The organism is Nitrosomonas mobilis, assembly GCF_900103035.1.
GTDB classification, from domain to species: Bacteria; Pseudomonadota; Gammaproteobacteria; order Burkholderiales; family Nitrosomonadaceae; genus Nitrosomonas; species Nitrosomonas mobilis.
In genome coordinates this window covers 1-12,471 of sequence record NZ_FMWO01000103.1, presented here as the reverse complement: position 1 = coordinate 12,471, position 12,471 = coordinate 1, and the positions used below count along the sequence as shown (strand labels likewise).

General features: G+C 47.3%; 18 protein-coding genes. 3 read left to right on the top strand and 15 right to left on the bottom strand.

Annotated elements, in window-relative coordinates:
• Positions 1 to 698 precede the first annotated feature (698 nt).
• On the top strand, positions 699 to 1,493 hold the full coding sequence (locus tag NSMM_RS14645) for a TrmH family RNA methyltransferase (RefSeq protein ID WP_090288642.1): 795 nt from the start codon (positions 699 to 701) through the stop codon (positions 1,491 to 1,493).
• Between the two features lie 8 nt (positions 1,494 to 1,501).
• Here NSMM_RS14645 and tatC read toward each other — a convergent pair whose 3' ends face one another.
• From tatC to NSMM_RS14585, 12 genes are all read right to left on the bottom strand, one after another.
• The gene (gene tatC, locus NSMM_RS14640) at positions 1,502 to 2,281 is read right to left on the bottom strand and encodes a twin-arginine translocase subunit TatC (RefSeq protein WP_090288640.1); all 780 of its coding nucleotides are present in this window, start codon (positions 2,279 to 2,281) and stop codon (positions 1,502 to 1,504) included.
• A 48-nt stretch (positions 2,282 to 2,329) separates the two neighbouring features.
• On the bottom strand, positions 2,330 to 2,764 hold the full coding sequence (gene tatB / locus NSMM_RS14635) for a Sec-independent protein translocase protein TatB (RefSeq protein ID WP_090288638.1): 435 nt from the start codon (positions 2,762 to 2,764) through the stop codon (positions 2,330 to 2,332).
• Between the two features lie 34 nt (positions 2,765 to 2,798).
• Positions 2,799 to 3,044 (bottom strand): Sec-independent protein translocase subunit TatA, encoded by a 246-nt coding sequence (gene tatA, locus NSMM_RS14630; protein ID WP_090288636.1) that lies wholly within the window; start codon positions 3,042 to 3,044, stop codon positions 2,799 to 2,801.
• Between the two features lie 22 nt (positions 3,045 to 3,066).
• A complete protein-coding gene (locus NSMM_RS14625; RefSeq protein WP_090288634.1) occupies positions 3,067 to 3,420 on the bottom strand; it encodes a histidine triad nucleotide-binding protein in 354 nt (117 codons plus the stop codon).
• A gap of 50 nt (positions 3,421 to 3,470) precedes the next feature.
• Positions 3,471 to 3,800 carry a phosphoribosyl-ATP diphosphatase gene (locus NSMM_RS14620; protein WP_090288632.1) on the bottom strand — a complete coding sequence of 110 codons (330 nt, stop codon included), beginning with the start codon at positions 3,798 to 3,800 and terminating at the stop codon, positions 3,471 to 3,473.
• The gene (gene hisI / locus NSMM_RS14615; RefSeq protein ID WP_090288630.1) at positions 3,797 to 4,186 is read right to left on the bottom strand and encodes a phosphoribosyl-AMP cyclohydrolase; all 390 of its coding nucleotides are present in this window, start codon (positions 4,184 to 4,186) and stop codon (positions 3,797 to 3,799) included. Before hisI ends, NSMM_RS14620 begins: the two co-directional genes overlap by 4 nt.
• A gap of 50 nt (positions 4,187 to 4,236) precedes the next feature.
• Entirely contained in the window at positions 4,237 to 5,013 is a 777-nt protein-coding gene (gene hisF, locus NSMM_RS14610) for an imidazole glycerol phosphate synthase subunit HisF (protein WP_090288628.1), read from the bottom strand.
• 19 nt (positions 5,014 to 5,032) lie between these two features.
• On the bottom strand, positions 5,033 to 5,803 hold the full coding sequence (gene hisA / locus NSMM_RS14605; protein WP_090288626.1) for a 1-(5-phosphoribosyl)-5-[(5-phosphoribosylamino)methylideneamino]imidazole-4-carboxamide isomerase: 771 nt from the start codon (positions 5,801 to 5,803) through the stop codon (positions 5,033 to 5,035).
• A 73-nt stretch (positions 5,804 to 5,876) separates the two neighbouring features.
• Positions 5,877 to 6,512 (bottom strand): imidazole glycerol phosphate synthase subunit HisH, encoded by a 636-nt coding sequence (hisH, locus tag NSMM_RS14600; protein ID WP_090288625.1) that lies wholly within the window; start codon positions 6,510 to 6,512, stop codon positions 5,877 to 5,879.
• 21 nt (positions 6,513 to 6,533) lie between these two features.
• Positions 6,534 to 7,121: an imidazoleglycerol-phosphate dehydratase HisB gene (gene hisB, locus NSMM_RS14595; protein ID WP_090288623.1), complete on the bottom strand. Its 588-nt coding sequence runs from the start codon at positions 7,119 to 7,121 to the stop codon at positions 6,534 to 6,536.
• A 42-nt stretch (positions 7,122 to 7,163) separates the two neighbouring features.
• On the bottom strand, positions 7,164 to 8,240 hold the full coding sequence (gene hisC, locus NSMM_RS14590) for a histidinol-phosphate transaminase (RefSeq protein ID WP_090288621.1): 1,077 nt from the start codon (positions 8,238 to 8,240) through the stop codon (positions 7,164 to 7,166).
• 41 nt (positions 8,241 to 8,281) lie between these two features.
• The gene (locus NSMM_RS14585) at positions 8,282 to 8,578 is read right to left on the bottom strand and encodes a hypothetical protein (protein WP_090288619.1); all 297 of its coding nucleotides are present in this window, start codon (positions 8,576 to 8,578) and stop codon (positions 8,282 to 8,284) included.
• Positions 8,579 to 8,987: 409 nt separating this feature from the next.
• Between NSMM_RS14585 and NSMM_RS14580 the strand changes: the two genes are divergently transcribed.
• On the top strand, positions 8,988 to 10,235 hold the full coding sequence (locus tag NSMM_RS14580; RefSeq protein ID WP_090288616.1) for a lipoprotein-releasing ABC transporter permease subunit: 1,248 nt from the start codon (positions 8,988 to 8,990) through the stop codon (positions 10,233 to 10,235).
• Positions 10,228 to 10,911 carry a lipoprotein-releasing ABC transporter ATP-binding protein LolD gene (gene lolD, locus NSMM_RS14575; protein ID WP_090288614.1) on the top strand — a complete coding sequence of 228 codons (684 nt, stop codon included), beginning with the start codon at positions 10,228 to 10,230 and terminating at the stop codon, positions 10,909 to 10,911. Before NSMM_RS14580 ends, lolD begins: the two co-directional genes overlap by 8 nt.
• Positions 10,912 to 10,937: 26 nt before the next feature.
• Here lolD and NSMM_RS14570 read toward each other — a convergent pair whose 3' ends face one another.
• The 3 genes from NSMM_RS14570 to NSMM_RS14560 all read right to left on the bottom strand — a co-directional run.
• Positions 10,938 to 11,402, bottom strand: coding sequence for a Fur family transcriptional regulator (locus NSMM_RS14570; protein WP_090288612.1), 465 nt, complete (start codon positions 11,400 to 11,402; stop codon positions 10,938 to 10,940).
• The gene (locus NSMM_RS14565) at positions 11,387 to 11,623 is read right to left on the bottom strand and encodes a hypothetical protein (RefSeq protein WP_090288610.1); all 237 of its coding nucleotides are present in this window, start codon (positions 11,621 to 11,623) and stop codon (positions 11,387 to 11,389) included. The genes NSMM_RS14570 and NSMM_RS14565 overlap by 16 nt, the downstream gene beginning before the upstream one ends.
• A gap of 248 nt (positions 11,624 to 11,871) precedes the next feature.
• On the bottom strand, positions 11,872 to 12,471 hold a 600-nt coding region (locus tag NSMM_RS14560), incomplete at its 5' end, for an IS1595 family transposase (RefSeq protein ID WP_143001966.1).

Below are 12,471 nucleotides of genomic sequence, written 5' to 3'. Positions count from 1 at the left end.
CGCACATGCCTATTGCCGAATTTCAAGCTATCTGCAATCCATGGCCAACAAGGGATATAACCCACTTGTCGCTATTCAAATAGCGTTGGCCGGTGAAGCTCATAAAGTATGGGGTGAGTAGTTACCTCAGAAGAATCATTCCGAGCTAAATCCAGGCGGTAATTTCAAAATGAAACCGGAATAAGATGCGCCGTTCAGTCGACGCGTATCCAGACTTTCAATTCGTAGCTCTGGCCCACCGGTTTCGACCGGTGGTTATTTAGTCGTGCTGCTTAAAGAGCAGCAGTTTTCTTGCTAAAAATAGGGTTTTTAGGTGAGTATTAAATAACGATGAGACATAAATACTTGAAATTTGACCTTGATCAACATTTGTTATACCCCTTTCAGGCATATTGCACACTTTAGTAAACAGATTGAGTTCAATAACTTAAAAATAAGAAGAGGTAAACATGGGTATTAAACTAATTATCAGTGTGGCAATGGTATTGGCATTAGTCGCATGCGGAAAGCCTTCTACGCCAGAGGGACCAGATCCTTCAGCTTTATGGTAAAACAGTGTCATCAAATTCCAGACAGCGCTCAAGAGGGGAGGGGGGTAAACTCAGAACGTTGGAGAACTAAAGTGTAAGGGGTTATTACCTTAAGTTAGTACCGTTACTGCTATACTGTCATAATTCGTTTTTTTGTATTATGACAGTATGCGTAGTATTTCTTCGCGTGAGCATCCTTTTTATAAGAAGATGCTAAAGCTGCAAGCATCTTCGACTTATCGTCAAACAGAGAAGCTGGCGTTACTGGATGGCGTGCATCTGGTTGAATCCTATCTTGCGTGTGGTGGCATGCCACTAAGTTTGATTATCAGCGAATCTGGCAGTCAGATTCAAGAAATCAGACATATAATCAATCAAACAAAAGCAGTGTCAGCCTTGGACCGCTGGGCGCTGAGCGATGCTTTGTTTAAGCATATTTCTTCTGTAAAAACACCCGTTGGTATTTTAGCGCTAATGCAAGTACCGGCGCCCCCAGGCATTGGCAGAATCCAGGATTGTTCATTTGGAGTCATGCTGGAGACCATTCAAGATCCCGGTAATTTGGGTTCAATATTACGTTCTGCTGCAGCAGCAAGTGTAAGTGATGTATTTTTATCGGCTGGTTGTACGGATTGCTGGTCCCCCAAGACCTTGCGTGCTGGCATGGGAGCGCATTTCCATTTGCGGCTGCATGAAGATATCGACTTGATAAAACTGACAGGCGAATATGAAGGTGAAGTTGTAGCGGCAACTATGCGTGATGCGGTTTCCGTTTATACAGCCAATTTGCGGGAGCCGATCATATTTGCTTTTGGAAATGAGGGCAATGGTTTGTCAGAAGAGCTTTTAAAACAAATTAACAGGCGCATCAAGGTCGTTATGCCGGGAAAGATAGAATCATTGAACGTTGCAGCAGCAGCAGCAGTCTGTTTGTTTGAGCATGTCAGGCAAAGACAATTGTAAACACAACCTTAGCTGTTTTCTTTTTCTTTTTCCTTTTCCTGACTGCCTGGATTCATTATAGTGGCTGCGTTGTTAGCCTGTTTGATTGTCAGGCCAGCCAGCACGATTCCCAGTTCGTAAAGCAAATATAATGGCACAGCCAGCAAAAATTGTGAAATGACATCTGGTGGCGTGACGATTGCGGCAATTACAAATGCGCCTACCAATACATAGTGACGAATTGCTTTCATCTTTTCGATCGGAACAATGCCGGCTCTAATCAGAACCAGAACGAATACCGGTACTTCAAAAGTAATGCCAAAAGCCAAGAACATCGATAATACGAAATTGAGATATTCCCCAATATCCGTCATGACCGCTACGCCTTCTGGTGCAAAATGGATGATAAATTCAAATACCAGTGGCAGTACCGCAAAATAGGCAAAGGACATCCCCAGGAAAAACAGAATACTGCTGGCAATAACCAATGGCAGGAATAAACGTTTTTCATGAGCGTAAAGTCCGGGCGCGACAAATGCCCAGACTTGATACAGTGTATGGGGCAGAGTGAGTAGGAATGCTGCCATCAGCGCTACTTTCATGGGTATGAAGAAGGGAGTGGCAACAGCAGTTGCGATCATCTGCCCGCCTTGAGGCAGTTTTTCCAATAACGGATGCGCCAGTATGTTATACAGTTCTCGTGCAAAAAAACCGCATGGCAAGAAAGCTGTAAATAAAACCAGGAAAACCCGGATCAATCGGGTGCGCAGCTCCACCAGATGCGCAATGAAGGTATTCTCATCATCCATCAATTGTTATGCACTGAAATTCGTTATGAAATATTTGGCTGGATGATTTTACGCATCATGCTGATTTTTATTGGCAGCCAATTTGGCCACACCGGTTTCTGGATCAGCAATAGGTGATTCCGGCTGGGAAGCACCTTGAGCAGGGATTCCAGGGTGTGTAATTTTCTGGGCGGCATCGGGGGCGTCGGTATTTTTGCTGGTCGCAGTTGAAGAAATATCAGTAGATTGCTGAATTTGAGACATTTCCTTGTTTAGCGAATCCTTAAATGTGCTGATATTATCCTGCATGGTATCCTGCAGTTTTCTAAGATTGTCCAGTTCTATTTCAGCGCGAAGATCACTTTTGACACGCTCTACATAGCGCTGAGCGCGCCCCAGCAAGTGTCCGATAGTGCGGGCGACGACCGGCAACTTTTCCGGGCCTAGCACGATCAAACCAACGATCATAATGATCATTAGTTCAGCAAAGCTGATATCAAACATCAGTCAACCCAGGAGGTATTCTGTACACTTATGGTCAAACCTTGGGCTGGTCTTTGTCCTTAATTTCATGTTCAACAGATAGATTGTTTATTTGCTGTGAAGGGGGGGGGGGAGCTGGCGGAGACGATGATGTGTCGTCATCGGCACTTTTCATGCCTTCCTTGAATCCTTTAACCGCACCACCCAGATCACTACCTAAATTACGCAGTTTTTTAGTGCCGAATACCAAAACCACAATTGCCAGCACGACCAGCCAATGCCAGATACTGAATGTTCCCATTATTTACTCCCCTGAAAACAGTTTAATCATATTTAATCATGGCTGGCAGACGATCATTTCCGGAAATGATATGAATATGGAGATGTGCCACCTCCTGTCCACCGACCCGCCCCGTGTTGATGATTGTCCGAAATCCATCATTGCAACCCTGTGCTGCAGCCAACCCTGGAATTAGACACATCATTTTGCCCATTAGTTGTTGATGATTGCTATCGATCTCGCTCAGGGCGCCGATATGCAGTTTCGGAATCAGCAGAAAATGGATGGGTGCAACCGGATGAATATCCAGGAACGCCAAGGTATCTTCGTCTTCATGAATGATACCGGCAGGAATTTCTTTTCTGATAATTCTGCAAAAAATACAATCTTCATCCATCACTTTACTTTTATCCTGTCATTGTCAGTTAATCTGCAGCGTAACCGAGTTTACTGGCTGGTCGATCGCGATGCTTTCTCATCGATGCCGGATATCCCTTCCCGTCGCGCCAGCTCCTGTAGAACGACATCGGGTGAGATTCCATGATGTGCGAGCATTACCAGAGTGTGAAACCATAAATCGGCCGTTTCATAAATAATCTGATCAGCATCGCCGTCCTTGGACGCCATGATCGTTTCAGCCGCTTCTTCCGCTATTTTTTTCAGGATTTTATCCTGGCCACTTGCTAACAGTTTGGCAACATAAGAACTGGCGGGGTCAGCATGTCTGCGCGCTTCGATGGTATCCGAGAGTCGCCGCAATATAGTGGATGATGTCATTTATTATAAATTAGCGAGGGGTCTTTGATGACGAGAGTTGCCTCGACCCATTCATCTGCTTCCAGTTTATTGAAAAAACAGCTCTCCCGCCCAGTGTGACAAGCGATACCTCCGATTTGAGCTACGGAAAGCAGCAATACGTCTTCATCACAGTCCAGATAAATCGCCTTGATTTTCTGCTTGTGACCAGACTCTTCACCTTTGTGCCACAGTTTTTTTCTGGAGCGTGACCAGTAAACAGCTTCACCTTGAGCGACAGTCAATGCAAGCGCCTCACGATTCATCCAGGCAAACATCAATACCTTGCTGCTGCTTTCTTCCTGAACAATGACTGGAATCAGACCATCTTCTGACCAGTTGATCTTGTTAAGCCAATTATTGGGCATAAATCCTCTAGTGACTTTTGTGAATGCTAGTACCCTAGTTTACTCCAATATTACAGGCGGACTTCTATCCCATGTGCGGAAAGATGTTGTTTGGCTTGCATGATCGTATATTGACCATAATGAAAAATACTGGCGGCCAGTACGGCATCGGCATGCCCTTGCAGAATTCCGTCAACTAGATGATCGAGATTGCCCGCGCCACCACTGGCAATTACGGGCAGATCGATGGCGTCCGAAATGGCGTGGGTCAGATCCAAATCAAATCCGGCACACGTACCATCGCGATCCATGCTGGTAAGCATGATTTCTCCCGCGCCTAGCAATTGCATTTTTTTAGCCCATTCAATAGCGTCGATACCCGTTGGCTTGCGACCACCGTGCGTGAAAACTTCCCAGTTTTTTATGCCGTCAATTGAGTTACTTCCCTGCCGTGCATCGACCGCGATCACGATACATTGTGAGCCATAACGCTCGGCTGATTCTGCTATTAGTGCTGGATTCAGAACAGCAGATGTGTTGATGCTAACTTTATCAGCACCGGCATTCAGGAGCCGACGCACATCTTCCACCTTGCGTACTCCACCACCAACTGTCAGTGGAATAAAAACCTGGGATGCGACTTCTTCCACGATATGCAGTATCAGATCTCGCTCATCCGAACTGGCGGTAATATCAAGAAAAACCAGTTCATCCGCTCCCTGCTCATCATAGCGCCTGGCAATCTCGACAGGATCACCAGCGTCCTTAAGTGAAACAAAATTCACTCCTTTTACCACGCGCCCGTTACTGACATCCAGGCAGGGTATGATGCGCTTGGCTAATCCCATGTCAGGGAAGGCAGAAAATTCATCGTGCTGGAGAGGTGGTTTTGCTATTTAACAAACTTAATTTATCAGCTAGCGTTTGTGCTGCGCCGAAATCCAGTGATCCCTGATAAATGGCGCGACCGGTTATTGCGCCCATAATCCCATGTGACTCGAACTCGCACAGTTTTTTGATGTCCTCTAAATTGGTAATGCCACCACTGGCTATGACCGGGATAGTCAATGTATCTGCCAGTGCAACAGTAGCTTGAACATTCATACCGTTCATCATGCCGTCCCGACCAATGTCGGTATGAATGATGGCTTCCACGCCATAGTCCTGAAATTTCCTGGCGAGATCCGCTATATCGTGCCCCGTCACTTTAGACCAGCCATCGACGGCGACTTTGCCATCTCTGGCATCCAGCCCAACCATGATCTGTCCAGGGAAGGCATAGCAGGCATCGTGTAGAAAACCTGGTATTTTGACAGCGGCGGTACCAATAATGACGTAACTGATGCCATTATCAAGATAATGTTCGATCGTATCCAGATCCCGAATACCCCCACCTAACTGGATTGGTATCTTCCCATCCACGGCCCCTACTATCTGGCGAATAACTTCGCTATTTTTAGGCTTGCCGGCAAAGGCGCCATTCAGGTCGACCAGATGTAATTGGCGCGCACCTTGGTCGAGCCATCGTAGGGCGATAGTCGCAGGGTCTTCGGAAAAAATGGTGGCATCTTCCATCATGCCTTGTTTCAGGCGAACACAATTTCCATCCTTCAGATCTATAGCAGGAATAATTAGCATGGCGATGTCTGATTAATTTTTAAATAAAGAGAGCGATGGGAGGTAAGGGGATCAAGAATGAAGGTGGCAACAACTACGGCGTCCATTTCAAAAAATTACTCAATAACTGTAGTCCAGCCAACTGACTTTTTTCTGGATGAAACTGCACGGCAAAGATATTATTTTTAGCAATTGCGCAGGTAAATGATGTCGGGTAATTGGTGCTGGCCGCCACAATATCGGGTTCTCTGGTAACCACGTAATAGCTATGTACAAAATAGAATCGTGCATCTATTGGAATATTTTCCCATAAAGGATGGGCCATATCCTGATGAACCTGATTCCATCCCATGTGAGGAATTTTGAGCTTTTGATCGCCAGCATTCACGGATTGAGATATAAATTTTTTGACAACGCCAGAAAAGATTCCCAGGGCGTCGCTATTCCCTTCCTCACTATGCTCAAAGAGCATTTGTAGCCCAAGACAGATACCGAGAAAAGGCTTGTTTTCTGCAGCGTCTAGCACAACTTCCCGTAATTTGTGATCCGATAATGCCCGCATGCATTGCGGCATCGCACCCTGCCCGGGAACGATCACGCGTGATGCTGTTCGTATGATTGCGGGATCACTCGTTACGGTAACATTTGCGCCTGAGTCGACATGTTCAACCGCTTTGGAAACTGACCGCAAGTTCCCCATGCCGTAATCCACAATCGCGATTGTATTCATGTGCTGACTGAGAGTTCGTTTTTACAGTGAGCCTTTAGTAGACGGAACTCTGTCCGGGCAGAGTGGATCAGCGGCGATGGCCATCCGCAGGGCGCGGCCAAATGCTTTAAAGATTGTCTCGGCCTGGTGATGCGCGTTATTCCCTGTCAGATTATCGATATGCAACGTCATCATCGCGTGATTGACCATGCCTTGAAAAAATTCATGGATTAAATCCACATCAAATGACCCGATCATGGCGCGTGAGAAAGTCGCATTGAATTGCAAGCCCGGCCGCCCTGACAAGTCAATGACTACCCTGGATAGTGCTTCATCCAGGGGTACATAGGCATGCCCATAGCGCATGATTCCCTTCTTGTCACCAATTGCCTGGAATAGTGCTTGCCCGATAGTGATGCCGATATCTTCGGTCGTATGGTGAGCGTCGATATGCAAATCCCCCTGAGCGGCCACACTTAGATCTACCATACCGTGACGAACGATCTGATCAAGCATGTGATCGAGAAAGGGTATGCCACTATCTAACTTGGCCTTCCCCTGGCCGTCCAGATTGATGGCGACCGCAATCTGGGTTTCCTGTGTGTTACGCGTTATTTGTGCTGTACGCATGAGATTATTCGCACCAGGGCGAGAAAGTACTTGATTAGCAAATCAGTCTTGATTGATCAAATTGCTGATTGTTTTAAGGAACTGAGTGTTTTCATCCATTGTGCCAATAGTGACACGAAGACAATTCTTTAACAAGAAGTGAGTATTGTCAAGATTCTTTATCAGAATACCCTGTTGCACGAGTGCCTGAAAAATTTCACTGGCATGATTTACTCGAAATAAAATGAAATTTGCATCAGATGGAAAAACTTCAACACCGTCGAGTGCAGCAAGTTTCGACATTAATACTGTACGATTTTGCTTGATCTCATAAGCTTGTTGCTGCAGCACAGCGAAATGCTGCATGGCTTTTGTGGCGACCAATTGCGTGATGATCCCAATGTTGTAGGGTAAGCGAATTTTTTCAAAATGTACCAACCATTCCGGATTGCCAGTCAATAATCCCAGCCGCAAACCGGCTAAGCCGAGTTTGGACAGTGTACGCATCACCAGCAAATTCGGATAATCAGGCAGCTTGTCGAGAAAAGTTTTGTCCGCAAAGGGATGATAGGCTTCATCAATGACTACCAGCGCCGGGGAGGCCTCGATAATTTGGCACAGTGCTTCGGTATCAAACAGATTGCCGCTGGGGTTGTTGGGATAAGCCAGAAAAATAACTGCTGGTTGATGTCGGGCGATAGCGTCCAGCATATGATCAGCATCAAGCGAAAAATCTGACAGTAATGGAATACTAAAGTATTCCATATCGGCAAAGGCAGCGATCATGCGAAACATGGCGAAACCAGGTTCAACCGTTAACAGTTTGGCGCCAGGACGAGCAGTTGCCAGTGCGATAATCTGGATAATTTCATCCGAACCGTTACCCAGCAGTATATCCATGCCAGCAGGAATCGACAGCGTTGTGCGTAGAGTCTGTTTCAGGTCAACTGCATGTGGATCAGGATAGCGGTTAACTTCGGCGCCGACAACAATCCTGGATATCTCCTCGCGTAAAAACGGCGGAAGCGTGTAGGGATTTTCCATCGCATCCAGCTTGATCAATCCTCTGGCAGACGGCACATGGTACGCTGAAAGCGCCCTGATTTCGGGGCGAATGATTTTATCGATTAATGATGACATGAGGAATACAAATAAGCCGCAAATATCAGTACGAATATTTTTTAATAGCTATTATCGCCGTTATTTTGGTCTCGCCACCATAAATACAGCAACACAGCGACGATGACACTGACCGGCAGAATAACGTAGTAGCCCAATGCCTGCATGGCCTCATCTTCATGAGCATTAGGTGGTTTGGTGCTCAATATCTTGTATCCATGCATGATCGACATCATGAGTACGCACGCCAGTCCTGTCCAGCGGCGATTCAAAAAGTCACGCTTGGTTAACAGGGTGAATCCGTGCGCGAAAAAAAAACCGATAAAGAAAATGAATGTGTAAAAAATTAGTGCGCCCACAAGTAATCAGGTAGCTATATAGTGCGGTTATAAGAGGTAAAAAGTATTGCAGCCACAAATTCCAGAGGAGTATACAGCAGCTTGATGTAATAGAATGGATTCAGGTCGCAAATCAAGCAAATTCGGAGCGTCATTTTTGGGCTTGGTGCGCGTGGCAGGCTATATTCTGCTGCGCGACGGCACGATGGTGTGCTTCTCATGCGAGATTGGCCTGACGCGAGCTGCAGAAGGCGATGTTACCGGTCTTCATTCGATGCGATAATGACCTGATGGATAAGCTGGTATTGACTGCTGTACTTCGAGCTTGAATCCGTTCATCAAAATCCGTGTCGTTGAATGTGTTGTGTCATAACCCTATTCAGGAGATATGGCATACTTCGCGCTTGATTGATTTTTCCGAGAAATATTAGTGACCGCATACGAATTCATGATCGGCCTGCGTTATACACGTGCCAAGCGCCGCAATCATTTTATTTCCTTTATTTCGCTGATTTCGTTGCTGGGGATTACATTGGGCATGACGGCGTTGATCACCGTCATGTCGGTGATGAATGGCTTCCATAAGGAAGTGCGTGCGCGCATTCTGGGGGTGGCCTCGCATGTGCAGATCGGTAGTTTTCAGGGCAGCGTGACCGATTGGCAGGAACTTGCCGCAGTAGCCATGAAGCTGCCGCAAGTTGCGGCGGCGGCGCCCTATGTGGATGCGCAGGGGATGCTTTCCTACCAGCAGGTGGTGCGTGGTGTTAGTGTACGCGGGATTTTGCCGGATACCGAAAACAAGGTCGCAGATTTTGCCAGCAGAATGGTGATGGGTGAATTCCATCAGTTGCAGGCAGGCGCGTTTGGCATGGTGATCGGCCTGGAGCTGTCGCGCAGTCTTGGGGCTTACCCCGGCGATAAAATCACACTGATTTCTCCGCAGGGGCAGGTGACGCCAGCCGGCATCCTGCCGCGCATGAAGCAATTCACGGTGGTGGGTGTGTTTGAGGCTGGGCATTTTGAATACGACTCCGGCCTTGCGCTGATCCATCTGGCTGATGCGCAGAAACTGTATCGCATGGCACCCAATGAGGTATCCGGGGTACGATTGAAGTTGAATGATCTTTTCCAGGCACCGCAGGTGGTGCGGGATCTCGTGAATCGGTTGACGTCAAACTATTATCTGACGGACTGGACGCAGCAACACGCCAATTATTTTCGGGCGATCCAGATCGAAAAGCGCATGTTGTCGCTCATTCTTGCGCTGATCATCGCAGTAGCTGCGTTCAATATTGTTTCAACATTGGTGATGGCGGTGACGGACAAGCAATCGGATATTGCGATTCTGCGCACGTTGGGGGCAAGCCCCAGCAGCATCATGAAGATTTTTATTGTGCAAGGTACGATGATTGGCCTGCTGGGCACACTACTCGGTTTGTTGGGCGGGATCTTGCTAGCGTATAACGTTGGTGATCTGGTGGCATGGATCGAAGGTCTGTTCAACATCCAGTTTTTGTCTCAAGAAGTATATTACATCAGCAAAATCCCTTCCGAGCCGCAACTATCAGATATCGTCACGGTCGCGCTCGTTTCCTTCGTATTAACGCTGCTTGCAACCCTCTATCCAAGCTATCGCGCATCGAAAGTGAATCCGGCCGAGGCGCTGCGTTATGAGTAAAACCGTCATTGCCTGTCGTAATCTGCACAAAAGTTATTTTCAGGGTAAGCATGAAGTGCCGGTATTGCATGGTGTCAATCTAGCGCTATATGAAGGCGAGCTGATTGCGATCATTGGTGCCTCAGGTTCAGGCAAAAGCACGCTTCTGCATCTGCTCGGCGGACTGGATAAGCCCACGCAAGGAGAAGTGCTGTTGCAGGATCAGGATCTGGCTAAAGTCAGCGAGCAGCAGCGCGGACGTTTGCGCAATCAGTTCCTCGGGTTTGTTTACCAGTTTCATCATTTGCTGCCTGAATTTACCGCACAAGAAAATGTCGCGATGCCGCTAATGATCCGGCGTGTCGATAAAAGGGCGGCAATGGAGCAGGCAGCACAAATGTTGGGCAACGTTGGCCTTGAGCACCGCTTAACTCATACTCCGAGTGAATTGTCCGGAGGCGAACGTCAACGTGCCGCAGTTGCGCGCGCATTGGTAACACTACCAGCCTGCGTGCTGGCGGATGAGCCGACCGGCAATCTCGATCGTCATACTGCGGAGAGCGTGTTCGATCTGATGTTGCGTCTGAATCGCAAGGTGAATGCTGGCATGATCATGGTGACGCATGATACCCACCTTGCCAGCCGGGCGGATCGGGTATTACGGTTGGTGGATGGAGTATTGACCGGTCAGGCATAATTCCGACCGTAATTTTCAGTGATATTTTAGGAGGAAATTTCGCGGCAATTTTTGCATAAACCATGCAATTCCAGCTGCTGGCTAGCCAGCGTAAAGCCGGTATGCTCGATACTGTCCGCCAGCTCCTTCATGATGTGCTTCTGAATGCCAACTTCCTGTACCATTTTGCAACGGTCACAAATTAGAAATTGTGGAATTTCATGAGGATGATCGCACGCGATGTGAGCACAGGCAATGAAGCGATTGGCGGTTTCCAGCTTGTGCACCAGCTTTTCCTGAATCAGAAAATGCATGATACGGTAAACCGACATGACAGGCAGCGCTTCATCAAACCGTTTTTTGTACTGTTCGGCGATTTCATAAGCTGATAGTGGGACAGGGGTGGAGAGCAATACCAACAATACATGCTGGCGTTTTGTCGTTAGTTTTGCACCAGTGGATGCGCACAGCATCATGGTTCTTTGTATTATTTGTTCTATGCTGGTTGACATTTGACTTGCTCTCCATTTGACTGCAATTTAGCCGCAGGTATGCGCGAGACGTAAAAAAACAAATCTGAGCACATCGAATAACCCGAGGTTTTCAGTAAATCCTGCCGCAAAATGATGACCACGACCGAATTAGGTTCGATTGTCCATGGAAAATCGCCACTTTTCCTGCGGTGGTGTTCGTCGGCGAACAGGTCGAGCTTGATGGCGCTATGTGGTTTCATCTGCAGGAGAAGAACGGGTTTCAGGACAGTGTAATGTTACCAAGCCTACCAAGAGTGGGCGAGTCGAGGTTTTTCGAGGCACCCATCTGCTAATTACCTCGACCGTTTGCATAATAGCCATAGTCTCAGGTTTGTGAGAGTGAAATTATATTTTAGGTGTTAACTGGATGTTATTTAATTCCTTTGTTTTTATTGTATTTTATTTGCCTATTGTCGTTTCGAGGTTTTTCTGGCTTGGTTATTTAAGGCTATGTCTGCATTAATAGTTGAAACTGATTTTCTCGTCCGATAGCGGCCTGGAGACCAATGATTGGCGAGTTGTGCCCACCCCAACGTTCCAGCCATCTACGCCAGCCCAGGTAATTTTCCAGGTATTTGGTTGCGACCCCATGAAATCTTTTCATCCACTGTTTAAGTCTGCTGTCGTAGGCATTAACATTCTGGATATGGTAAACACCAGCAATGACTCGAATTCCAGCAGAGAGATTGACGGGGCGATGGGTAATTCCGAGGCTGTGAGCCACAGACCGGTAGACGGCAGCGCCATCACTACAGAAAATGGCATCTTTTGCCAGGATAGCCCGCAAAGACGGCTCAATTGTCTTTTTATCAAGCGCATTCAACATGAAATCTGCTGTTGCACCAGAGCGGTCGCGTACTACCAGCACCGGCACCTGATCTTTGCCTGTGCCACGTACATGGATTTGCTTGCCGCGTTTACGCGGTGGACGATTCAGGTGACGTTGACCTTTGCAGGAAGAGGGAAAAAAGGTCTCATCCGCCTCAATGATTCCTTGCAAGTGGTTGGCTTTAGTAGCCGCCGGCAAAGTCAGGAACCGATGGCGCCA